This is a genomic window from Bradyrhizobium huanghuaihaiense (genome assembly GCF_025200885.1).
Classification (GTDB): Bacteria; Pseudomonadota; Alphaproteobacteria; order Rhizobiales; family Xanthobacteraceae; genus Bradyrhizobium; species Bradyrhizobium huanghuaihaiense.
Window position 1 is genome coordinate 8392961 of the sequence record NZ_CP104172.1, and the last position, 23185, is coordinate 8416145.

The 23185-nt window shown below is 57.1% G+C and carries 16 protein-coding genes and 1 pseudogene; 4 read left to right on the forward strand and 13 right to left on the reverse strand.

The window, feature by feature from the left end; genetic code table 11:
* The first annotated feature begins 25 nt into the window (after window positions 1-25).
* A complete protein-coding gene (locus N2603_RS39305) occupies window positions 26-163 on the forward strand; it encodes a hypothetical protein (protein ID WP_260386398.1) in 138 nt (45 codons plus the stop codon).
* Here N2603_RS39305 and N2603_RS39310 read toward each other — a convergent pair.
* The 3 genes and pseudogenes from N2603_RS39310 to N2603_RS39315 all read right to left on the reverse strand — a co-directional run bounded on the left by N2603_RS39310 (window position 160) and on the right by N2603_RS39315 (window position 2195).
* Window positions 160-414, reverse strand: coding sequence for a hypothetical protein (locus N2603_RS39310; RefSeq protein ID WP_260386399.1), 255 nt, complete (start codon window positions 412-414; stop codon window positions 160-162). The genes N2603_RS39305 and N2603_RS39310 overlap by 4 nt on opposite strands.
* A 700-nt stretch (window positions 415-1114) precedes the next feature.
* Window positions 1115-1284, reverse strand: a pseudogene (locus N2603_RS45095) (YopX family protein).
* 665 nt (window positions 1285-1949) lie between these two features.
* Window positions 1950-2195 carry a hypothetical protein gene (locus tag N2603_RS39315; protein WP_260386400.1) on the reverse strand — a complete coding sequence of 82 codons (246 nt, stop codon included), beginning with the start codon at window positions 2193-2195 and terminating at the stop codon, window positions 1950-1952.
* A gap of 1509 nt (window positions 2196-3704) precedes the next feature.
* On the opposite strand from N2603_RS39315, the gene N2603_RS39320 reads away from it, so the two are divergent.
* On the forward strand, window positions 3705-4019 hold the full coding sequence (locus N2603_RS39320) for a hypothetical protein (RefSeq protein WP_260386401.1): 315 nt from the start codon (window positions 3705-3707) through the stop codon (window positions 4017-4019).
* A 460-nt stretch (window positions 4020-4479) separates the two neighbouring features.
* On the opposite strand, the gene N2603_RS39325 is transcribed toward N2603_RS39320, so the two are convergent.
* The 6 genes from N2603_RS39325 to N2603_RS39350 all read right to left on the reverse strand — a co-directional run bounded on the left by N2603_RS39325 (window position 4480) and on the right by N2603_RS39350 (window position 9268).
* Entirely contained in the window at window positions 4480-4884 is a 405-nt protein-coding gene (locus N2603_RS39325; protein WP_260386402.1) for a hypothetical protein, read from the reverse strand.
* A gap of 21 nt (window positions 4885-4905) precedes the next feature.
* The gene (locus N2603_RS39330) at window positions 4906-5760 is read right to left on the reverse strand and encodes a hypothetical protein (RefSeq protein ID WP_260386403.1); all 855 of its coding nucleotides are present in this window, start codon (window positions 5758-5760) and stop codon (window positions 4906-4908) included.
* 847 nt (window positions 5761-6607) lie between these two features.
* Window positions 6608-7624, reverse strand: coding sequence for a nucleotidyl transferase AbiEii/AbiGii toxin family protein (locus N2603_RS39335; RefSeq protein WP_260386404.1), 1017 nt, complete (start codon window positions 7622-7624; stop codon window positions 6608-6610).
* Window positions 7617-8207 (reverse strand): DUF6088 family protein, encoded by a 591-nt coding sequence (locus N2603_RS39340; RefSeq protein ID WP_084299184.1) that lies wholly within the window; start codon window positions 8205-8207, stop codon window positions 7617-7619. Before N2603_RS39340 ends, N2603_RS39335 begins: the two co-directional genes overlap by 8 nt.
* Before the next feature lie 294 nt (window positions 8208-8501).
* Complete coding sequence (locus N2603_RS45100) at window positions 8502-8759, reverse strand: pyruvate kinase (protein ID WP_425249020.1); 258 nt, start codon at window positions 8757-8759, stop codon at window positions 8502-8504.
* 32 nt (window positions 8760-8791) lie between these two features.
* A complete protein-coding gene (locus N2603_RS39350; RefSeq protein ID WP_260424369.1) occupies window positions 8792-9268 on the reverse strand; it encodes an Lrp/AsnC family transcriptional regulator in 477 nt (158 codons plus the stop codon).
* A gap of 326 nt (window positions 9269-9594) precedes the next feature.
* Between N2603_RS39350 and N2603_RS39355 the strand changes: the two genes are divergently transcribed.
* Window positions 9595-9795 (forward strand): hypothetical protein, encoded by a 201-nt coding sequence (locus tag N2603_RS39355; RefSeq protein WP_260386405.1) that lies wholly within the window; start codon window positions 9595-9597, stop codon window positions 9793-9795.
* 1230 nt (window positions 9796-11025) lie between these two features.
* Here the strand turns inward: N2603_RS39355 and N2603_RS39360 are convergent.
* A complete protein-coding gene (locus N2603_RS39360) occupies window positions 11026-11901 on the reverse strand; it encodes a TauD/TfdA dioxygenase family protein (RefSeq protein WP_260386393.1) in 876 nt (291 codons plus the stop codon).
* 1152 nt (window positions 11902-13053) lie between these two features.
* Here N2603_RS39360 and N2603_RS39365 point away from each other — a divergent pair.
* On the forward strand, window positions 13054-13272 hold the full coding sequence (locus N2603_RS39365; RefSeq protein ID WP_260386406.1) for a hypothetical protein: 219 nt from the start codon (window positions 13054-13056) through the stop codon (window positions 13270-13272).
* A 299-nt stretch (window positions 13273-13571) separates the two neighbouring features.
* Here N2603_RS39365 and N2603_RS39370 read toward each other — a convergent pair whose 3' ends face one another.
* The 3 genes from N2603_RS39370 to N2603_RS39380 form a co-directional block, all read right to left on the reverse strand.
* A complete protein-coding gene (locus tag N2603_RS39370) occupies window positions 13572-13997 on the reverse strand; it encodes an outer membrane protein (RefSeq protein WP_482151227.1) in 426 nt (141 codons plus the stop codon).
* A gap of 705 nt (window positions 13998-14702) precedes the next feature.
* Complete coding sequence (locus N2603_RS39375) at window positions 14703-16124, reverse strand: MATE family efflux transporter (protein WP_260386408.1); 1422 nt, start codon at window positions 16122-16124, stop codon at window positions 14703-14705.
* Complete coding sequence (locus N2603_RS39380) at window positions 16121-22591, reverse strand: non-ribosomal peptide synthetase (protein WP_260386409.1); 6471 nt, start codon at window positions 22589-22591, stop codon at window positions 16121-16123. The genes N2603_RS39375 and N2603_RS39380 overlap by 4 nt, the downstream gene beginning before the upstream one ends.
* Window positions 22592-23185: the final 594 nt, after the last annotated feature.

Below are 23185 nucleotides of genomic sequence, written 5' to 3' on the forward strand. Positions count from 1 at the left end.
CGTACGCGAACTGTACGTCGCCCAGATGGAAACCGAGCCGGAAAAGAAAGCCGTCCGGGAGGTGACCCACACGCAGGTCGTGATGAGCGCGATCCACCACTGCGGCATGTTCATCATGCTGGCGACCGACCGAGGCCAGAGAAGCGGAAAACAAAAAGGCTAAGTCCGCATCCGCACATTCTCACGCACAGCCGGCAGCTCAGCCGCAGTGAACCGATGACCGTCCATTTTCCGGCACTTCTCCGGCAGATATTCCAGGGCGAGCAACGCCAGCTCGACGGTCCGCGGGATCGGCGCCTCGGACTTTTCCCAGGTGATGATCGTCTGCCGCGAACCCAGATTGAGGTTCTCGCGGAGCATGTCCTGGGTGAAGCGGTTGCGCTTCCGCCACTCCCGGAGTTCACTTCCGGTCATGGTTCGGCTCCACAGTGGTGACCATTTCCTCAGCGGCAAAGGACCCCCGCCAGAAGTCCAGCCGGAACGATCGCTTGCGGATGCTGAGCCGGTTCAGGCCCTGATTTAGAGCGGATCGGATGGCGTCTACGGGGTGAACGTCCATTTTCTGGACATTCTTACTGTTGTTACTCATTTCGGGCCTCAAATTGCAGGTGATTCGGCACTTCGGCACCCTGAACATAGGCGCAGATGGTTAAGAAAGTCGTTAAAAACTGTCAGGAAAATTGTGGCCGGCGCCTCGTGGACGCTCACCTGACGGCGACCGGAGGGAGCTGTTCGTGAGTGTTTTTGAGGCGGATGGATTGAGCGAGCGGAGCGAGCTCCGTTCAGGACGTCCATTACGTCCGTTTGCGCAGCCTTCCGATAAGGGGATTGGCTGGGCCGCCTGTCAGGCGGTGGCAAATATCGGGAGCACAGGCACCGCCGTCCGTTGTGGCGGATTTCGCACCTTCCCCACATAGGGCGAACGGCCCACTGGTGGTGGGCCGCTGCATGTCCGCAGGCGTGGCAGTCTGGCATAGATCAAGCCCTGGGCATGTTGGGGAGGCGCGGTCCCCGCAACTTGAGCCAACTTTTTCGCCACAAACGGCGCAACGTCCGTCGATGCTATTTACGTAACTTTGGCCGGTAGCCCCTCTGTGTGTGCAATGCTCCATATCTATTTCAAGAGCTCGGGGTTCTCGTAAATGTTGCCGATGACGATCAAGTGCTCAGTGTGCTGAATTACATCAAGAGGAACGTCATCGTGACCGCCCACTCCTTTGCCGTACCATTGGTGTGACTGTTTACTCCAGGCGATCTGCCAGCGAACTGACATCGCTTGAACAATGTCCCCTCGTAGATCCCGTTCCCGTTCTTGTCGTGGAGGCCTGTGAACTGCTGAAGGGTGCAGCGGTCGAGGCCAACACTCCGAAATCCGTCAGGGCCGCCAATGATGCGTGGTCAGAGAAACGACGGCGTCGCGCACTTTGCCGTTCGACGCCCTGAACTTGATAACCCTCTGTGTTTGTTGCTCCATAGTGATAAATGAACTGTTGTCGCTCCATCGTATCATGCGAACGTGTGCAATCGCGCTTGCGGGCTTGGTGGCACTGGGGACAACTGCACTGCCGTGGTCGGCACTGTGAAGTGACCGCCCAGTGGAGCACAGCCGCGACTTCCTTATTCTGGAACGGAGCCCGTCCCATTACGGAGTAATGGACATGTCAGGGACACACACGGCGCACAAGCTATCGCGACGCCGACCGGAGGGAGGTGTCCGATAGCTTTGGGTGACGGGGTGTCCCTCATCGACGAGAAGGAAGATGAAGGGCAGCAAGGGAAAGAGAGCAAACCAGAATAAGGAAGTCGCAGCTGGAAGCGTGGCGAAACAGGGCGGAAAAGCAAGCAATATCAGCCCGCGGAGCGGGCAGCGGATATAGACGGGGAGAATAGAAAGAGAGAGCAATGAGGGATGGACAGGCCGTTGTAGAGCGAAACAGTGAGTGTTCGGTTCAGAGATTGATCCTCGAAGCGCGGCGGAGCGCGTCTTCGTCGACAAAGTTGTTCATCCGCTGAGACTGGCTGGCGTCGATATACGCGGCCATTTCCACGATATGCTTCATCCATTCACCCGGCTCGAAGGCGAAAACGTTATCGAAATGCCAGCGGTCAAAGTCCTTGGAAATGTCGCGCGATATATCCAGCCCGAGCACCGACTTATAGGACGCCACGATCTCGAGCGTGGCGTAGGTGTTCATGTCGTCCCTATTCCAGGTAGAGATGGCCTCTCTCTAGGAAAATGACCGAGTACGGTACTTGCCGGTAGCGGAAGTCGATGATCGTCCGATCGTGGTCTTTCTCGACCTTGTCTCGTATTCCGGTGACATCGGTCGCAGGGAAGCCGACCCACTTGCTCTCATAGCAAGCAAGTAACGGTTGCGGCTTGATCTTTGAAGCGGGCCTGTATTCCTTCTCCAACTTATCGGCGTAAGCGGCCTTTGCAAGCTTGGCGTCCCTAAGCCTCGAATGCAGCTGCGACGGATCCATTCAAAAGGTGAAACAATTTCACTTGCAAGCAATCCGCGTTGCTCTGCTTAAATTGAGAATGTAACCTACAGTAGTGGCGCGATTTATCGAATATTCTCTTGAATCGTCAAGAGATTTTAGATGCCGAGGATCAAACCTGTGATGTCGACGTTTTGCGCTCTCGATCCGGTTACCTTGCGCATTTTTTCTTCACTCATTTGCTTAGAACGCAATAAAGCCGCATGCCCGCACCTCACTCTAGTGATCGGTCGACCGCAGGTCGTCACCACCGGACGCGGGCTTCAATGCTTACGGACGCGCAGACCGCGTCAGGCAATCCGCTACTTTATTGAAGCTTTGCGACCTCACGCCTGCGAGCTGACCGATCTGCAACCTGCTTGTCCGCCACCGGGAACATGTGATCTCGGCTTGTCTGCGTCCGTGCCGGTGCCATCAGCACACCAGCAGTGCCAGATGTCGGATATGTATCTCGGCCACTGCCCGACTGAACGTTCGAGACTGTTCTTGACGTGACGGTCGTAGGCTGCCGACTCGTCGAATCCAGGACTCCTGCGGGCGAGATCGCGGCTGTACGAGGTCGACTGACGCCTGCTGCACGCCTTAATTCCCAAGAGCAGATCGCAGTCGAACGCAATCTGGAGGACCGAGCTGCCCTTTTCTCTGTCGCGCGAGCTCGATGTCGGCCACTCCGAGACAGGATACCAAGTCGGATAGACTTTCGATCCGACTTAAGACGTCCGCGCGGCCTTCCCGCCTCGAATACCCCGCATCTTGGCGACTCTATGGATAGAGGGCGCGCCAATCACGCCACCATCGACGGCAGGCACTCGGTCGCGGCGGCGGCTTGATCACCGTCCTTGTTTGATCGACGCCCGCGTTCGTCCAGCTCACCGACCTCGGCGAGCGTCGGAACAACATGGGTGACTAAAGCTGACCGCGCGATTCGGATCGAAATTGGGTCAGATGCAGACAGCCAGGGGGGACCGACGAGATTGTCAGGCACCCGATTAATGGCGCCCGATGCTCTGCAGGCATCCTTCCGATCTCGATCAAACCGCCCTTCTCGTCCTTCGTCGCCCTATCCCATTTCCCTATGGATTCTTGGGAAATACTCTCGAAATCAGCGAGTAGGATAGCTTATAAAGGACGAGCGCATAGCGCGTTTCGTCCGATTTGACCGCGATGGGAACGAGGTTGCGCGAAAGGAGGTTAAGGTCGGGATGTCCGAATTCATCATCGGGCAATGGGCACTTCTTTCCCGGTTCGGCGCCGATCTCGCGCTGATTGTTAATTCGCGGCAGTTTGGCAATTTCGGCACCAGCGAGGCCTTCGTTCGGCTTGCCGACCCTCTGCCAGGGACCTCTCGAAGCAACGGTCTATCTGCTCGACGCGCCGACTTTCCAAGTGAGCAAGACGCTCAAGATTTCGGATCTGCAGGTTATTGCGGCGGACGGCCGGGGATCAAGAACTCAAGATCGGCGGGCAGACGCGCGGATCGTGCGAAGATGGCGGCAAAGGAATTCTTCTTCGGGTGACTCCGGGGCTCAGATCCTCAACAGTCTGGAAAGATGATTATGCGTTTCCGTCCGGTCGCGACCTCGACCGACCAAATCCTCTTCGCCGTCAAGCGTCAGCGACCGATTGGCGTGAGACGGTTGGGCGACTGCGACACTGGAAGTGTCGCGACCAAGCGCTGGGGCGACGGCGGCGATGAATTACTGGAGTTCTCAACTCAAGCTTGGTGTCGATGGAACAGCCATCTCGATCTATGACTCCGCCTTTGGATTAAGCTCTTTCGCCCAAGGGCTGGTACTCCATCGAGGCAAGCCGGTCATCTGTGGCAGCCTCGGCGGTCGGCCGGCGATTTCGGCCCAACAGTGAAGCGACTGAGCCGATAATGTTAGCAGCACACGACGCTTTGGCCCTTGCTGGAATGCAACATACCCGATGCGGAGATTTTCAGCGCTCAGAACTCTGCCTGCGAGCACTGTGCGATCACCCGCAGGGCGGGATACCGCTGGCTTTGGCATTCGCCTCCGTGGTCTCTCCCACCTTGAAGCCGCCGCTCCAGATACTGACCGTCGGATCATCTCCCGATTTCGTGTAGCAGTAGCGGGCGGAGGACTGCGCCAATGAGGCGTTTGGATTGTCGATAGCATTTCGCAAATTGAGCACCGATGCGCAGTGCAGCAGGATATCGGTGATGTCATCGCTGTGCAGAGACGGCACGTCCAGGCTTGTGATAATCGTGCGCACGCGTTGACGACCGTTGTCCACGTCCGGATTGGCAGCGGGCGGATTGGCGGCAGGCGGTTGCACTGCTGCAATCGCTTGGGGCTTTTTCGCCTTGTCCTTCTTCGGCTTTGCCGCTCGACCAGCCTTTTTGCGCGAGGCGTTCACTGCGTTCCTCCTCTTACGGAATTATGCGGGTACACGAAGACCGGCTCTGAGCTGTTGATTGATGTGAAACGCCTGCGCGAGCGGTGACAACGACTTGCCGCCCTTTGCCAGGGGGCCGAAGGTGAAGACGACCTGATGCGTTCGTTCGCGCCCTGTGCTGAACAGCTTTTCAGACGGATTCACCGTGCCGGTCGTAAACTTCCACGTCGGCGTGATGTCTCCTGAAACCGTCTCCTTGATCGAGACTGTTTGCGTCAGGACGTTCTTCTCGTCCTTGATCAGCTCGACGTTGTCCGGATCGTTGGCCAGGCCGAGCTTGACGATCTGGATGCGGGACTCCAATAGCGGCAGGATCTTCAGATCGATGTCGACCAGCGGCGAACCCTCCTTGTTTCCGGAAGGATCGCGGCACGGACGCTCCGTGCTGTTGCGTTGAAAGAGATTTGGCTTGTAGAGCGCTGCGATCGGATAGAAGACGTTGAAGTTGTTCTCGTTCGTCGCAACGGCCCCACCGCTGATGCCGCCTGCGAGACTGAATACCGGCGAGAGTGGAGACACTGGCTCCCAGAGGCCGGTCGGATTGACCGTCGAGTTTTCCGAGACCGTCAAGTCGGTCGCAACCTCGACACCCCAGCCGGCGAGGAAGCTGCTGTAGGCGCGATGATTGGCTCGTTCGCGGGCTTGGGCCAGATCCTCCTTGACCGTCAAAGTCACGGCGTAGCTCAACTCGCAAACGATGCTGCGAATGAGCGTCGAATTCATGTCTTCGACTTCACGTGAGCTGGATCTTGGCCAATCCCGCTGGCTTGGAATGTAAGTGCCGCAGCCGGTAAGCGACAGGCAAACGGCCCCGAAAATGAGGTGCAGCAATCTCATGAAAACATCGCCTTTTGCCGGCGCACCGTTTCATCACGGCAAGCCAAGCTCAAACCAGCCTAAAATCGTCCTGCGACGCTCCCATCCCCGTGCGGCAGCGCTCCTTGCGGCGGCTGCCATGGGTTTTGCGAGCCCGTTGGCACCAACTTAGAGCCCGAAGGCGGGCAGAGTCTGTGACCGGAACGCAACAATCGCTACAATTTATGATTGTCTCAGCTCCTGAGCTTGCGCCTGGACCGCGAGATAGAAACTGCCTCGCTGGCGGCGGCACCTCGGGGATAGCGCTTCGATGTCGCCGCGGAAAGAAAACGGCAACGGCTAGCCGTCCACGAGAAGCCGCGAACCATCATTCGATGACAACGAACGTTGAGGCGATCCTCGGCCTCTTCGAGGCACGGCTGAGTCGGTAACCTGCCGAGTATGCCCCACATCTTCCAACTAACCGGCGCCAATCCGATAGGGCACCGATCGTGGCGTCGTCTCGTCGGAGACCATTCGGCAGAACCAGGAGCAGATGCTGCGCGAGCTCGCGCAAATGGACGAGATCGACTACCCGCCTGAGCCCGGCCCTAGAACTTGAATTCAGGCGCGCGCATAGCCGCCGATCAACCTGCCGTCGGCCGGCTGGTGGTGAAATTGCGCAGCTCTATGCAGAACACCTTCGAGGCGTTTCGCGTCTGTTGAAGCAACGTGTCGTTAAGCAGATTTATGAGCTTTCCCACCGTCAAGCCGAACGGGCTCGCGCATTTGATTGACATCGATCATTCGCACTCGGTGGAGGCCAATTGGGTGATCTGCACGATATCTGATCGAGGCCAGCGCATGAACTCCGACCATCTTTGGAGGTTTAGGCTGGTCTGTTCGCTCGGCTTTCGATGTCCGCACACCGTTGCATTAGCGTATCAAAGGTCTCTGGCTCGTCCAGCAAGAGCCCGTCGTCAACCATGTGTTGATAGTCCTGTTCTAAAACGGCTCGCGCTTCGCCTTCAGGGACGAGCTTCAGCGCACCATTGATCACCTTGTGATAGTCAATCGTCGTGCCGGCACGGTCCTTTTCAGAGAAGAACCATGTTTTATGCTCTGCCACCGTGTCAGCCAGCTTTCGGTCCTTCAATGCAGCGTCCGCGATCCCCGCGTCATCCAGCCTCACGAGATCGTACCAGTGGCGAGCGAAACGTTCGCCTCGCAGTTTACCCTGGGCGCAAAAAACATGGATGGCAGTCGCCTTCTCCCAGAAGGTGCGCTCCGCTTTCATGGTTCTTGGCTTGGCAGTTGGAAACTCGAGCGTTTCAAGATACTGGGCGGCGTCGCAAACCGCGTCGTGAAGCTCGCTCGGCTCGCCGGTGGATCTTGCGCCGAATTCAAGCATGACGGCGGGGCTCAGATAGCCGTTGCCTGTCTCCAAGGGAGCGTATCGGACGAAGATTTTGTCATCGTCGGCTTCCGCCTTCGCACTCAGCTTGTCGTTTTCCAGACACTGATTGATAACGGGAAGCGCCTTTTCTTTCACCCAAACTGGAAGTCGCTCTCGGACCTGGTCGCTCCATTTTTTGCCCTGGCTACGGGTCTGAGGGACGGGATTGCTCTCGCTTGTTTTCACGAGATCAGGGGCTATTGCCCGAATATCGTAGGTAAGGTCGACATCTTCTGAGAAGCGGCGGATTGCGCCGTATGCCTTGGAAAGGGACGTTCCGCCCTTGAAAACGAGGTGCTCTCCTAGGGGAGAGGAAAAGAGTGCATTCAAGCACCAAACAACCCAGACATCTTTCTCAAGAAGATGTGCCGGACGTCCTGAATTGGAAGCAGCAACGCCGAGCGCCTCTCGGCGCTCGGCGTCAGACAGATTTAGGAACTTGTCAGACATGCAGTTCGCTTACCGGCTTGGCAAGCCAAGTCGGCAATGAAGACGCCGCGGACTTTAGTTCACTCACTTCGGTTGGGGTTAGTTTCTGACTGACCGACCGCAATGCTCGTTCTGCCGTCTTGGGACCAACCCAGGCAAGCGCACGCACCACCTCACCAGCACGACGATTGGCCAGCGTAAGCTGCCAAAGGGGCGCATGCTTGAGCTGGACAACTTGCTTGCCAAGGTGGAGCTCGCGCGAAGGACCAGAGGTCAGGTAAACCTGACGGACAGGTACCTGCGTTGTCAAGCCAAGATGGTTGGCCGCCGCCGCGCCGCTGGAAACAATGGTCTCACCGCTGCGAGCCTTGGTTTCCTCAACGACTTTTTCGACCGACGGAGCTCTAACCCCGAAACGGCTTTCGACCGGACGCAGATACACCCCTCGCCTCGCGCGCAGAAGTTTTCCTCGCTCGGCAAGACGCGAAAGGGCCTGATCAACAGCAGCACGCTTTCCAAGATGCAAAAGCGCCTTGGCAGCAATCGGTGCGCCTTCGGGCAGTTCTTTGGTGACTTCTAAAATCCGGGTGCTAAGGGCGGTCATGGCTCTCACTCCAAGTGTCAGAAATATAGGAGAACTTCTGACACCCTACAAGGGCTAAGTTTCAAAAACGTTTCGGTGTCAAATCAAGGATTTACCTCATTATGACCGATTCGGACCTTTTTTGACAAGTCGCGGTTGCTGTTCCGGCCGAGAGCCCGATCGCGAAAATTATCGAAATGAACCTTGCGTTCGTCAACCTCGAGGACGTGCGGCCAGGGCGGCCGTATTCGTCACGTAGCGAGCTATCGCTACGGCGAGCCACCGGAGTTCTGCGTTGAGAGGAGTGCCCAGCTGTCAACGGCGAGATCGGCGACTACACACATAACTCTTGGCGTGATCTTCGTGGGTTCCGTGACTGACGTTTAGCCGAAAGATATCTACCCCAGAAAGGTAGAGAGCACGTATCCTCTCAGGCTCGGCACTTGCCGGACCGACTGTTGCCAGGATCTTGGCGCGTGACGCGAGCGACGCAACGTGTCCCCTATCCGACGATTGTGATCGATCTAGCCGTAAAGAGCAAAGCCTAGCATTCCGGACTGCGGTCGACGGCAGTTGAGCAAGCCAATGTCCTCTTCGTCAGTCGCTCAACACCATGCGATGGAGGCTATTGGCAAACTAAATCCTACTTTGAACCGATCCATGACAACCATTGTTTCAATGCGCTTGATGTCTGAACTTTCGTCTGTAAGGCGCCGGGCAAACCGCTCGTAATCTTCCATATCGTTTACGGTAACTAGCAAGACGAGGTCAGCCAGACCTGTAACGTAGAATGCGCTCATCACTTCAGGCTTCTTGGTAATTTGCCTCTTTAGACGATCAACGGTATCGGCCCGCGCGCGCTCCAAGGAAATGAGAACCACTGCGGTCACATTCCGCCCAATTGCTTTTGGAGAAATGATGGAAACGTCGGCCTCTATGACACCCGTCGATCGAAGGCGCTTCAGCCGCCGTTGAACTCCGGATGCTGATAGGCCGACCTTCCCTGCAAGTTGTTCACTACAGAGGCGATTGTCTCGTTGGACGAGATCAAGAAGACGAAAATCGATCTTGTCGAGTTGCATCACTGCCTCGCGGCCAGCGGATTGCGATCGCGTCGGGAAAGCAGACGCCTGCGCCGCTTGTCCTGACATTTTCGACTCCTCACCACGCCGCCTAGCTGTTGAACGATCGTTTTCACCCGCTGTCATATGTCTTGGAACACCTGTTGGGAGCCCAGCTCTTTGCGATACATCGAAGACAGTTGGTGCGGCGATCTCCCCCTCCGCCGGGGCTCACCAAACTCGAACCCGGCCGCCCTCTCGAGGATGTCGCGGGTCGGGGCCGACGTTTTTATCGATGCGCGCCCCGGACCCGAGCACATATTCCCCGCCACAAACGAGGGTGGTAGATGGTCAAGGCGATCGTGGTGACGCCGCTGAAGAACCGCATGGGATTACAGATTTCCGAGCGCGCGACTTTGCAGCGGGGATGCACAGCATCGGGACGCAGCGACAGCGCGCACTTCCAGCTCGATGAACTCGCCGGCTCTGGGGCTCGGATGAGCATGAACCACTTATCACATCGTTTCCGGTGCTGCTCCGTCCCATGATCTTGTTCGTAGCCCGCCTTTTCGTTACATGACACGCCGCAACGGGCGGGATGTGTCAGGCACGACTATCGTTACGCTGTCCGTCCATTGGACCGGCTGTATATCTCGACTGCAAAGTGGTATGATGACGCTCCAAAAAACCGCCGCCGGATTTCTCCGGCAGCGGCTCAAGTCTTGGGAGAAAGCCGACGAACCGGTCTGCCAGCGGAGAAGAGATAAGAAAGGAATTCTGGCCCCGGGTCCCTATTGTTCAAAAGTTGTCGGATTTGTCACAGCGCACGAACTCAGCATCGGGGTAAAGTTGGGTAAGCCGACAGTATTAGACGCAGCTGTCTTCCAGGTCTCACGCGACAGTGACCGTCCCACGGCTCTGCAAACGCGATATTTGCGGAGCCGCTCGGGCACGATTCACAACAGATGGCCGGCACTACCGGCCCGCGCGGTCGTCAAAGTGGAACCGATACTTCGTCAGCACAATACGGGGCGCTCTTGTTTCCCAATACGAAGGTTTCTCGCGCCAAATGCGTGCTTCTCTAGGTCGCCAGAGGGAGAAGGCGGAGCGAGGGGCTTAGCGCCAGTTCCTCACGCCGGCTCCTCTTGACGCTTGGCAATCTGGGCAATTGTGGCGCGGCTGCATCCTGTGGCCCCGCTGGATGGCGCCTCATGACCGGCCAGCAGCGAGCAAGCGAGCGATGCCCTCGTTGCGTTCGATGTCCTCGGGGCGTTCCCTTGTAGCGGCCCTCAGCCTTTGCCTTCACCTGGCTCTGCGCCTACCTGCGGCGCCTAGCCGATCGCTCATCCAGTCCGCCAGATGGGTCTCATTGTCGCTTACAGATGTCGGCACGATCGCGAGCGGGATAGTTTCAGCCGGCGCCGAGGCGCCGTGAACAAGGTCATCCGACGCGTCGCAAGATGGTGGCGAATATGTTCTGAATTGGGTGTGAGCTCGGCCGAGCCTGACGATCACGATGCGATGAAGGGATGCTGCTCGCGTAGCGAGAGCCAACGGATGCATCAGATTATCAAATATGCAGCGTCATTGGTTTGACCGGCGAGCAGAGCCGATGCCTGAAGATCAATGCTGTTGGGCCTGGAAGAAGCCTGGCAGGTGGCAGCTGCGCCGTTAGCCGGTCTGGCGCATAAGAAGGCCGGCACCGCTCGACATTGCAGGGCCGCAACTTAGTGTTAGGTCTCGCGGCTTCTTGCGAAATCAGGGAGATGTGGACAATGTCAGGCAGCTTCTGCGGCCCTTGATTTTGGCCTCTTCACGTGCCGTACGCGGGCGTCAATCGCAAGCTGGTCCATGGCCCAGTGAGGACTGCCGGTGTTGTTCGCAGGGTACGGCTCAGTCGCGCGATTGTCCCAGATTACGACGTCGCCTGATCTCCAGTTCCAGCACAAGGTGTTCCGGGGCGCAATGAGATAGGACTGCAGCCGTTCAAACAGTCTTTGGCTGGGATAGCGCTGCAGGCCGACGAAGTTGTTCACGGAACGACCGAGCGATAGCAAGCGTTCGCCGGTCTCGGGATGAACACGAACAATCGGATGTGTCGTTTCGTAGATCGTTCCAGTGGATACGCCGCACCAAGGCCGCTTGTTGGTTTCGGCGGCCCTCTCTGTCGTAGTGAGATCAGATGCGACGTAGCTCACAGCCCAGAGGTTATCTGCGAGCATCCGCAGGGGATCGGGAAGATCAAGATACGCGGCCGCCCTGCTCGACCAAGCAACGTCGCCGCCAAAAGGCGGGACCGCTGCAAGCCGTAGCACCGAAATGGCTGCAGGGATCCGCTCATCGTTCATCTGGTTGAGATGATTGCAGGCGCGACCAGGCAGTTCCTGCCGGATCGTTAAACCGCCCATTGTGTCCGCCATTGTGGGATTGGGTACCAGCGAGCCAAGACGGAGCACAAAACGCTGCTGCTGGGCATCGTCGAGATGTCCCTGATCACGGAAGAAGATGACCTTATGCTCTAGCAGAAGCCGGTTGAACGCTACGATGACATCGTCAGGCAAATCGTCCGACAGCGCAATGTTCTTGATTTCGGCACCAAGCCGATCCGCGTGCTTGACGATGTCTGCTCGCGGAATGACATTTTCAACAGCCATTGCTCCACTCATGACGGTGCCTCTTTCTGTGAATGTCTAAACAAGCTCAGTGGTGGTCGCGTCTGGCGACAAACCCGGCAAAACAAGCTTGCTACACACCCGAATTGTCTGAGCATGCGGTCACCGCGCCGCTCAATTAGGCGGCTGAATTCTGATACACACCGCCAGCATCTTAGAATCCGACTCCCTCTGCGTGCCTGCACGGCCAGTGCCGTTCTCATCGAAGGACACTCGCATGTAAGGCCAGCAGATCGATTTGCAGCCTGATCAACAGTGCAGATCATAGAGGCGATCCATGTCCAGTCCATGAAACGAAACCAGCTTTCTTTTTAAGCTCGCGCAACGTTCGCCTCGTCCCAGAACTCATGCTTGGAAAATCTTCGAACACCGACTGCGTCGTACCTCATTCATCCCGCAAGGCCTCATGCGCACGATGAAGATTAGAACTGGTTCGCGGCATGCACCGGCGAAGCGGTCGGGACCCACCGCCTCGAAATCATCTACCTAAAGATGTATGATATTATACACACTACTTCAACGCGCTTCTAATCATATTTTTGCGAGTTGGAGTTGTTCAATGCGCGACTGTTTCATCAGCTGATCACTTGCTGTCATGCCTTGGACTAGCGGGAGAAGCGCAAAATAAGAAGGCTGCAACTTCAGATGCAGCTTAAACAACGGGCTTAATCCCTCGATTTTCGAAATTGCACTCGGCACGAATGCAGGTCGTCCCTGTGATGCCGTGTCTTTCGTTGTACCCGGAGACGTAGATTTTCCTTCTGGCGTACATGCCGCTTGGCTTCGCGGTAGTTGAGCACACACAATCGAAACAGAGCGCCCACGGCCAGGAATATCGCTCCGAAGGCGCCTTTGCGTTCTCTGGCTGCAAGCCGCAAATTCCGGCTGGCTGTCTTGCCTCACTATGAGCGACACGACACTGCAGGGCGGTCGGATTTCAGATCAAAAGCCACCGATGTAGCTTCCTCATGATCGCTCTCTCTTATCCTTGGCTTGAGATCGAGTGCTCGCCGAGACCAGGCGCGACGTCGACCTTGCCGCGCTGCGCCACCCGCGCACGACGTTCGTCAAGACCTGGCCAGCCGACTCCGCTGCAGCAAGTGCGCCGCCGCCCTTCGGCGACCCTGCTATAGCTTGCGCAGCGGTCAGGTCACGCTGCTCGAGAAACGTGAAGATGTGCCTCATCACCTCAACGAGGCGGCGATCAGCGCCCTGATCCGCGTGGTCAACCGCTACGTCGGCAGTCGTACCGATGCCCGGAGTCTTTCCGGACTACAAAGCGGCGCCGACGGTCGCGAGCTCGCAACCCGTGAGCCGCCTTCAATCGACCAATCATCGGGATATGGACGATGACCGGCCCACCCTCTGTCGGGGAACAGCGATCCATGGGACCATTCCGGCTGACTCGGGCTGCTTCCGAAATGATAATTCAAGCCGACCTTTCCAACTTGATAACTGCTCGATAAATCGCTTGCGCTGGCGGGGATGATGGCGAGCGGCGGGGACTGCATGGTCGGGGGCGTCGCCAGGTGCGGTCCAGCAAACCTCAAATAGTCGTATCCAAATTTGAGGGACCAAGCGGCCGTCAAGGCTTGCTTCACACCGAATCCGACAGTCCATCCGAAACGACCGTAGTTAAATTGCGTAGTGTGCTACGGAAATCCAGGAGACCCGTCGTCGTGAAATTCGTCGTTGTTAGCGATGCTCCCGCGATTGTTCTGCCAAGCTGCGCCGCCCTTCACATAGGTGAGCGTGCGACCCTGGGCACCAAAAGTGTAACCGACCCGGGCGGTGCCTGTGACAAAGACGTTCGGACCTGCCTTGCAGGTGGCGATCACAACATTACCGGAGAAGGCAATACAGCTATTTGTGCTGTCGGACACAGCATGGCTTACATCCAACTCGGCGCCAAGAACCCATCCGTTGCTTTGCCAATTATAGCCGATCTGACCGCCGGCCATGAATATTGGGGTGTTGACGATGTCGCCATAGATTGACGGCCCGTAGGGATCAGTGAAGGACGTGCGGCCATAACCACCACCGCCGTGAAAGCCAAATCCTCCATTCCAGCTCCACAATGTCGACGAGACCCTCGCCGCCGGGGTCAGCTCCGCTGAGTTAGCCAGACTGCATGTTGCAAGCGAAACTACTGCCGCGCCGCAAACAAGAACTCCAGGTCGCATATCACCTCACAATAACATGCGCGCCATCCGCAACGTAGCCCGAACGGTCGTTGCTCTGGCGTCGCTCCCAGGACGGTCGCAGTGAGCAGTTTCCGCGCCGCCCTGAACGCTGCGTATTCGATGTTTTTTCCATGGCCACGCCGGAGAGCCGACAAGACCCGTCACAGCTGCGACAAGTCGCGCGAGCGCCGAGGTGCGCAATCATCGCAGTGTCAAGGCGCTATACCGGTGGCTTACACTAGCCCGTCGGGAGTCCGGCGCTGAGATGGGTCCACTCCAAGGAGTGTATGGTGAGGTCCGTCGATGCGATCGGCGCGTGAGGTGGTAGCAACGAGGCCGACGCCGGCGGCGCCGAGCTGGACTACTTGGCGATCGCAACCTGGTTCGCACCTGACAAGCACGCCTCCGCCTTGACCGCTATGAAAACGTCCATCGGCGTCGCTTCCGCCGCGTGTAACATTCGGCTTTGCCTTCATCGCGGTCGCAGCGATAAAGACCGACACATAGCGACTAGCTCTTGCTCATCACACTAATTTTGGAGCCATCCCCCTCGCCAGCCATCCAGGCTTAAATGCCGGCTCCGATCATCTCCTTATCAGATCAAAGAGCACTTTCAATTCCAGGCTGAATGTGCCGGTCTCCTTGTCTGAGCTCAGCGAACTGGCGGAACATCACAAACAGCGCGATCATTCCGGCGCCCAGCTCAGCGATGGCTTGACTGGCCAATACTCCGCTAAAGCCCGATATGGCAGGGAATAACAGTACAGCCGGAATGAAGAGATAATGCCTCGCAAAACACACAACCGCGCTGAGACGCGCTCTGCCGAGCGATTGAAGCATCGCCGTGACGACACTCTCAATACCATACAGCCCAAAAAAAAGGTGGAAGACAGTGCAGGCAGAAACGGCAATTTCCCTGACGTTATCGCTATCGCTGAACAGCCTGACCAAAGGTCGGGCAAAAATCACAACGGCTGCTGAATATGTCACCGAAAGAGCGACAGTCATAGAAAGCATGACTTTTGCAGCCCTCAATACACGAGAAAAATCGCGTGCGCCCCAGCCAAAACCCAGGATAGCTTGAGAACCCATACAGAAACCGCTGATAAGCAGCGCGCCAATCGTTAGGATTCGTACGGCTATTCCCACGGCTGCGATGGACTCCTCGCCGAAGGGCGCAGCTACTCCGTACAAGAGCATAACGGCGATAGCAGATAAGATGCTGGTCACGGTCGCTGGCGCCCCCACGAACGCGATCTGTCTGATGCGATCTGCTCGCAAAGAGATGTGAGACATCCTGACGACGACCATTCCGCGTCGCTTGGTAAAATACGCGATATAAAGGCCAATAGCCGCAGCTTGAGAAACAAGCGTTGCGATAGCGGCGCCTCGCACACCGAGGTCCAGCACGGATATGAGCAGCGGATCAAGGCCAGCGTTCAGTATGAAGGCGGTCATCATCGTCCACATGCTGAATCGTGTGTTGCCCTCGGCTCGGACGATGAAACCGTTGACGATATTCAGAAGCATTAAGGTGCATCCGAACAAAAGCGTCGTCGCGTAGTCGAGCGCCAGGGGCATGATGGTTGGAGTTGCCCCGAGCGCTAGGAAGATCTCTCGCATGTTTAGAAACAGAGCGACTGTGACCGCGATGCCGACCGGCGCGGCGAGCGCGAGAGCGGTACTGGCGCCTCGACTCGCTTCTAGGTACTCACCAGCACCAAGATGACGAGATATGAACGACGCTGCTCCAACTCCTATCCCCTGTCCGGCCGCCGCGAGCAGGACCACGATCGGCAAGGTCATGCTGACGGCTGCGATCGCCGGCGCGCCGAGTGTGCCAACAAAGATTGCGTTGACGACCTGCTGCAACGCGTTGATCGACAAGCCAACAACAGACGGAATAGCGAGCCGTAGGATAAGTCTGAACAGACTGGGGTCTGATAGATCGATGCGCGCGTTCTTGTTCGGCATCACATCGTGATCGACCTCGGCGGCGAATTCCGCATCGGGCTCATTCATGGATGAAGGTGTCCCGAGAGCTTCGGAATTTCGCTGATTGTCTGCAACAGCTCCTGTTGCAAGACCGTGCAAAGATGGCGGGTCACCTCATAATCGACCACGCTCGAATCATACGTGGTGTCAATCTGTAGATTGCCCGATTGATATCCGACATCGAACCAGAAGACGTGGATCGCCGCCGCTTGATGCATGTGCTCGCCGATCCAAAGTGGATAAGGGTCTGTGTCTAGAAAACGGCGTGGGAAATGGCGCTGCAAACGGGCGCGATAATTCACCCCAATTCTGGGCAGTGGCAGGCGATCGAGCCGACACCGCTCGGCTGGATCTCGGTTTAGGAATCTCAGGGCCCGAAAGCCTATTCCCCCACGCGGCAGCGCATTGCGCTGCCGATATATTAAGCGAGCACGGTCGGCACGCGACTCCCTTCCTGTGACATTCAATGAAAGCGGAACGAGCTCGCTGATAAGTCCAATGATCTGAGATGAATCGAAATCGTCAAACAGCCGACCTCGTGTCGAGGTGAGGCTATCAATCCAGAGCGAATAATTGCCGAACAGGGCGCCAAACGCACCGGACAGGGCAGCAAGAAAGACATCAAAGTCCTGACAATGCGCTGATCTGGCTCCAATACTGAGGAGACCCGCTGTCGCTTCCCCGTCGATCTCAAGATGGTACTTGGCCTGATCTACGCAAAGCGAACGGCCGTTCGCATCCTCCCGATGACCTCCGACACTTGCATCGTGAAACTCTCTCGCGCTTCCTTCGGCAACACTCGTGCCCCGCGATGACGCGTCGCTGATACGCAAGTTGAATTGGTCGTAGTCGATGCCCTCCCAGTACTTGAGCTCGTCTGGTGCTTCGCTGTTCGCGTAGTGCTCGAGGCGCTTCAACCAGGGAGAGAGCCTTTGTACGGTCGCGGGACCGTTCACATCGTGGTGGCCTGCAGCAAGAGCGTGGTATGCGCTCTCCAATGCTTCCAGAAATAGCCGATAGCCCATCCCATCCGCTACGAAATGATGCATCAACACCAGCAGATAGTAATCGCCCCTTTCCGAAGTACGGAAGGCCACGACGTGAACAAGAGGCGTGTAGCCGTCAAACCGAAATATGTGTTGACGTCTTGCCGAGACGCTCTCAATTGTCCTGCGCTGGTCTGGGCCGGTCATCCGGACAAGATCGATCTCCTCCACGATGTGCTCGGCCGGACAAGGCCCAATCCCCAGCCGTAGTCCATCTTGGGTTCGGGCAACGCGGAGCCTGAGGCCTTCGTGCCTCTCGATGACATGGGCGAGAGCGCGGTCCAGGATCTTGATGTTCAGGATGCCGCCGCGCAAGAAGAACAGATCGCCGATGTTAAAATGCTCGTCAAAGCCGAGAAGAGAATTCCAGAACGATATTACAGGGGGCACAGGCAGTAAGCCGTCCGCGGAAGCGACGTTGTGGGGTGCCGCCTCCGCTTCCCCGGCGGCCAACTCCCTGATGGTTGGTGTTCGATAAAGCTGGTTGACGGTGAGATTCAGCCCGGCTTTGCGCGCCAGCGTGACGCAACGTACGCTCAGAAGAGAGTCGCCGCCGATATCAAAGAAACTGCTGTCGATTCCCACCCCCTTGGCGCCTAATAGATCCTCCCAGATCCGAGCAAGAACTCGCTCGTTCCTGGTGCGGGGCTCAGCAGATGGACGAGTTTCTATCTCGCGGTAAGGAACGGAGGAAAGGCGAGCACGGTCTATCTTTCCGCTTGTCGTCAGGGGAACACTGTCAACCAACCTGAAGGCTGTGGGAACCATGGGAGATGGCAATCTGTTGCGCAGGTGGGCGAGAATCTCTCCAGTGCTTAGATTTTCCCGAGCGGGCACCACGCTCGCCGTCAAGCGGCGATCCTCATCGATGCCTTCTGCGAAGACCGCGGCCTTTGCGATTGCCGGATGAGACTCAAGGGCAAGTTCGACCTCCTCCGGCTCGATGCGAAAGCCCCTCACCTTGATCTGGTTGTCCGATCGGCCGCAAATCTCGAGAAGGCCGCTGGTTGAGATGCGTGCGATGTCCCCACTTCGATAAAGCACGTTATATTGTCCGCCATCATACGGATTCGGCACGAAACAGCGGTCAGTCCGATCTTGATCCCGCCAGTACCCAGCGCTGAGACAACGGCCCGCGATGCACAGTTCGCCGGGGGCTCCAACAGGCACTCTCTTCAATCGTGCATCGAGCACGTAGAGTTTGACGTTGTCGATTGGCCGCCCCACCGGCACAAGCGCCGAGTTGTCATCGGCATCCGACGTTTCGTGCACGGCTGCATTGGACGCACATTCCGTCGCACCATAGAAGTTCCACAACGGCACGCCCGGAAAAAACGCACGCCAGCGAGCGGGCAGCGAGGACGGCATCGGTTCGGCGCTGCTTGTGACCAATCTCACGGCGGTCCTTTGCGGTCGTCGTTCCTGGGACCCGATGAGACCGGACAGGAGTGGCGGAGAGGCAAAAATGCGTGTCACACGATGTTTTGCCAAACTGCACAACAATAGATCCGGATCTAGCACCTGCCCATAAGTGAGGATCAGCGTGGGCACACCTCTCAGAAGCCCACCAAAATACTCCCAAGCGGACGCAACAAGGGAAGCGGACTTCTGGACAACCATCACGTCGGTACTATCGAAAGGAAAGCGTCGCCACATCCAGTTCAGCCGATTGAGAATGGCCGATTCCGGAATAAGAACCCCCTTCGCCCGCCCTGTTGAGGACGACGTGTATATGAGGTTCGCAATTTGGTGATCTGAGGGTGAGTCGCTGGATTCGAAATTATCCATCAGCGCCCTGCAACTGTCTAACGTCGATAGACAAATCGAAGGTATGTCAAAGCCAGTCTCCGTGGTATTTGCGTCAACCAACACCTTTGCCTGACTATCTCGCAGGATATGTTGGATCCGATCAGGCGGATAATCCGGCGGTATCGGCACGACAATAGAGTGCAAAGCTCGCGCCGCCAGCATAACAGCGGCAACGTCAGGCGACCGGTCGACCAGCATGGCGACCATATCGCCAACGCCCACGTCCAAATCCCGCAGGAAGAACCTGATAGCTGCTACGCGCTCACGCAGCTGGCCGAATGTGACTTCACCGAACTCGCCAAAATATGCTACCTTGCTCTGATTAGAGACACTGATCTGCTCGAAGGCTTCAACAAGCAGACATTCCGACTCATATGGCTGCCTGGACCCCTCCAGCGAGTTCAGTAGAGTGACGTCTGACGCGCTGAGGCAGCTCAGTTCCTCAATGGGCGCAAGCGGTTTGTCAACGCAGGCGGCAATCAGACAGCGCAGATTGTTGGCCATGCGAACAACTAAATCACTCGAAAATATGTCTTCCGCATACGCCAGCTGGAGCGCAATTTCATCGCCCTGATCTTGCGCGTACAATGTTAAGTCGAATTTGACATAGCCTGTGTCGTATTCGCGGAATGTCAGAGCCAACTCGTCTTGACCAAGTGGCTCGGCAGCCTCAGAGTACATGTTGAACATGACCTGGAAGATCGGTGATCGACCAGGTTCGCGACATAACCTTGTATCCCTGACCATCCATCCGAATGGATAGGCCGAGTTTGCGATGGCATCGCTGACCAGGCCCTGGATGCGCGTGGCATGAGCAGCAAAGGACTGACCGGCATCGATCGCGGCACGGATCGGCAGCATATTCAGGAAGAAGCCAATGATGTCGGCGCTGCCAGGTTGATCCCGTACAGCGTGTGGCATGCCGATGATAATATCATCCTGACCGCCATACATTCGTAGCAGCAGCTGGAAGCACGCCAGCAGTGTTGTCGACGTGGTGCAGCCATTTCGGCGCGCGAATTCTCTTACTCGACTGGAGAGATCGCTGCCAAGCAGCACTGGATGCGAGCCGCCGCGGTATGAATTTGTTTGCGGGCGCGCCTTTCCGAGCGAAAGCACCGGCGGATCATCACCGATCTGACGACGCCAATAGTGACGTTGGTTCTCCAGCGCCTCTGGAGAAACGTGTTGTTTTTCCCACGCAGCGTATGCCGAGAGTGACGCCCGGTTCTCTGGCCAAGGCGCGGCGGCATCTGAATACCTTCGCTGAAGATCTCTGAGCAGAATAGAGATCGACCAGGCATCGAGGATGATTTCGTGAGCGGTGATCAATATGAGATGATTGTCAGGACCAAGCCGGATCATACGCGCGCGAAACAAGTGGCCTTGTCCGAGATCGAAATTGTCTTTCAGCTCCGTTCGCCGAAACTGTGCGATGAGCTTCTCAGCCTCGGAGGAGGTGAGATGAGATACATCGATCAATTCAAGACTGGTGCATGGCGGAGCATCAAAGCATTGAGCCGGACCATCTTCGTCGATAAAGCGCGCCGAAAGTGCCTGGTGGGAATGAATGACCTCGGTCCAGGCGCGATTGAACCGAGCTAAATTGATAGTTCCCTTAATCCGCAGCCCGCCTTGAATGATGTAGTTCTTGGCAGATGGATCAAGCTGCGCCAAGAACCACAGGTGCTCCTGGAGGTGCGTCAGAGGTGATCGGTTTCGCTTTTGGCATGTCAAAGCCGTGCATGGATTGACCTCAGCGCGAGCCTCTATCGAAGCGGCAAGAGATCGAATTGTGCCATTCAGGACCCGTCTGAAATCCGCTTTCACTCCGAGCAAGGTCTGCAGCTGTCCCAATATAAGCATTGCGCGGAGCGAGTCTCCGCCGAGGCTTATGAATTGGTCATTCACACCTATGTTTTCGATACGCAAAGTGCCGGACCAGATTTGACGTAGCCGGGCTTCGAGGTCTGATTGCGGCTCCACGAAGGGCGTTGACAATAACGGCCGAACACTGGCCGGGTCAGGCAACGCCGCAAAATCGACCTTTCCGTTCCTGGTCAGTGGAATACTGCTGACGCGAATGATTCTTTCCGGAAGCATGTAGCTGGGGAGCGCCTCAGCAAGAAAATTCTGAAGCTCGCTTTCCGCCAGTTCAGCTGGAGCCGACACATACGCAACAAGCCGCCGCGATTCGGCTTGCGCCTCCGACCCAGCTATATCTCGCGCCGTAAGCTTTACACCTGCGCAGACAGAGGCGACTGCGACGGCGCCATGAACCAAGGGATGAGCGGACAAACGAGCTTCGATTTCTCCCAGCTCGATTCTGTGCCCGCGAATTTTGAGCTGACGATCCCGTCGACCGAGACATTCCAGAAGCCCGTCGGAACGAACGCGGCCAAGATCACCTGTCCGGTACAGGCGCCGGAACGACGGGTCCTTTGAGAACGGGTTCGGCCCAAAGGCATCCTTGGTGCGGACATCGTCATTGGCGTAACCGGCAGCGACACCAACGCCACTCACACAGATTTCGCCGACCTCCCCCACGTTGCACAGCCGCAGTCCGTCGGCGACGTAAACCTTAACGTTATGAATCGGTCTGCCGATCGGTACATAAAGCTCAGCCAGCGCAGGCGGCACGGAAACCAGATGATGCGTAACGCCGTCCGCGCACTCGGTCGGCCCGTAGTGATTAAGAATGGGAACGCGGGGATATAAGCCGAGCCACGCACGCGCCAATCCGGGTGTTAGCGGTTCTCCGACCGTAGAAATAATCCGCAAACCATCCAGAGCTCGCTCCGCCGGAGCAAGCGACTGCAGATACTCAACAAACACCGCCAGCATTGACGGAACGAATTGGATAACCGAAACGCCGCTTCCTTGAATTGCTTTGAGGAGGGACAATGGCGATCTCAATGTTGCATCATCGATGATCGCGCTAGAGGCTCCGACGCAAAGCCCAGAGAGAAGCTGCCAAAGCGAGATGTCAAAGCAGTGCGATGCCGTTTGCGCGACGCAATCCGTCCGAGTGAGACTTAGGGCATCGATCTTTGCCGCCAAGTGATTGTTTAGGCCGTCGCGCTCGATCATTGCGCCCTTAGGCTGGCCCGTCGAACCAGACGTAAACAGAATGTAGGCGAGTCCATCCTCGCTCGGCGAGGGCACCACAGACGAAGTCTGGCCCTGGCGCAGCGCCGCCGCTATCGCTACGAATTGCGTGGCGCCTTTGCTGCTCGCCTGCAATAGGCTCAGCGACGCCTCGTCTCGGCCAATCACCAGAGCGCAGCGGCTCTGCTCGACCATGAATAATGTACGGGCAGCCGGTAACGATGGATCGAGCGGTAGGTACGTTGATCCAGCTTTCAAAATTGCGATGACCGCCGTCGCCCAGTCGAGGTCCCGCCCTCCCCAATAGCCGACAACCGCGCCGCGAGCACCCTGCTCTCGTAAGGTCCTTGCAAGGGTATCCGATCTTGATCGTAGCGCCTCATATGTGAGTTCGTCTGCGCCGTGCCTCAGCGCAACTCTCTCCGGATCCGAACCTGCAAGCCGATTGATCGCCGTGACCGCGTCAACCGGTTGACGCTCCATAGACTGCTTCTTGCCTGATTGATTTTCCGTAGGCACGTGCCCCGCCATTCGTCGCCTTCTTCGGCGCCCAAATCGGAACGCCGGAGCTCGTCATCGAGGTGTGCGTGCGCAGCCACCCTGATTCCGCATGTCGTAAGGTTTTGTCGATATGACCTTCTCGATGTTCGCTTCTGGCTCGATGATCGGCAGAGGAACAGAAGGACGCTAGGACCCCGCGTCCACTTTGGCACCTACCTCCTCTTGTAGTGGACCTGCCATCGTCTGCATGGCACCCGCAATCAACGCGCCCACAGGCTCGTTACGGCTTGTGATTAGCGTAATCGTCCGATTTCCCGGCACTTGAGCCGGCACCACCAACCCATTGAGAGCGTGTTGGCCACCCCGGCGATACAGCTTGTACGGACGAAAGGCTTCTTACCGTAACCACCGCCAGACCGATGGTGTTCAAGCCGGTGATCGCCGCAACAAGGACCCGGCGGCGCCTCAACATTGCAACGAGTTATCGAAGCTCGCAGCAGCAGTCCCAAGCACGGCCTTGAGGTCATTCAAGTACCGGCACCGGCAAAGCGCCCGATCACCTCGTCACCTAAATCCGAATAGCTCCGGGAGATTGATTTATGGCTATAGATAACCCGAGCTGGA

Coding starts and splice junctions, on each gene's coding strand:
- N2603_RS39305 (WP_260386398.1), top strand. CDS start 26: ATGGAAACCGAGCCGGAAAAGAAAGCCGTCCGGGAGGTGACCCACACG.
- N2603_RS39310 (WP_260386399.1), bottom strand. CDS start 414: ATGACCGGAAGTGAACTCCGGGAGTGGCGGAAGCGCAACCGCTTCACC.
- N2603_RS39315 (WP_260386400.1), bottom strand. CDS start 2,195: ATGAACACCTACGCCACGCTCGAGATCGTGGCGTCCTATAAGTCGGTG.
- N2603_RS39320 (WP_260386401.1), top strand. CDS start 3,705: ATGTCCGAATTCATCATCGGGCAATGGGCACTTCTTTCCCGGTTCGGC.
- N2603_RS39330 (WP_260386403.1), bottom strand. CDS start 5,760: ATGAGATTGCTGCACCTCATTTTCGGGGCCGTTTGCCTGTCGCTTACC.
- N2603_RS39335 (WP_260386404.1), bottom strand. CDS start 7,624: ATGTCTGACAAGTTCCTAAATCTGTCTGACGCCGAGCGCCGAGAGGCG.
- N2603_RS39340 (WP_084299184.1), bottom strand. CDS start 8,207: ATGACCGCCCTTAGCACCCGGATTTTAGAAGTCACCAAAGAACTGCCC.
- N2603_RS39350 (WP_260424369.1), bottom strand. CDS start 9,268: ATGCAACTCGACAAGATCGATTTTCGTCTTCTTGATCTCGTCCAACGA.
- N2603_RS39355 (WP_260386405.1), top strand. CDS start 9,595: ATGGTCAAGGCGATCGTGGTGACGCCGCTGAAGAACCGCATGGGATTA.
- N2603_RS39360 (WP_260386393.1), bottom strand. CDS start 11,901: ATGGCTGTTGAAAATGTCATTCCGCGAGCAGACATCGTCAAGCACGCG.
- N2603_RS39375 (WP_260386408.1), bottom strand. CDS start 16,124: ATGAATGAGCCCGATGCGGAATTCGCCGCCGAGGTCGATCACGATGTG.
- N2603_RS39380 (WP_260386409.1), bottom strand. CDS start 22,591: ATGGCGGGGCACGTGCCTACGGAAAATCAATCAGGCAAGAAGCAGTCT.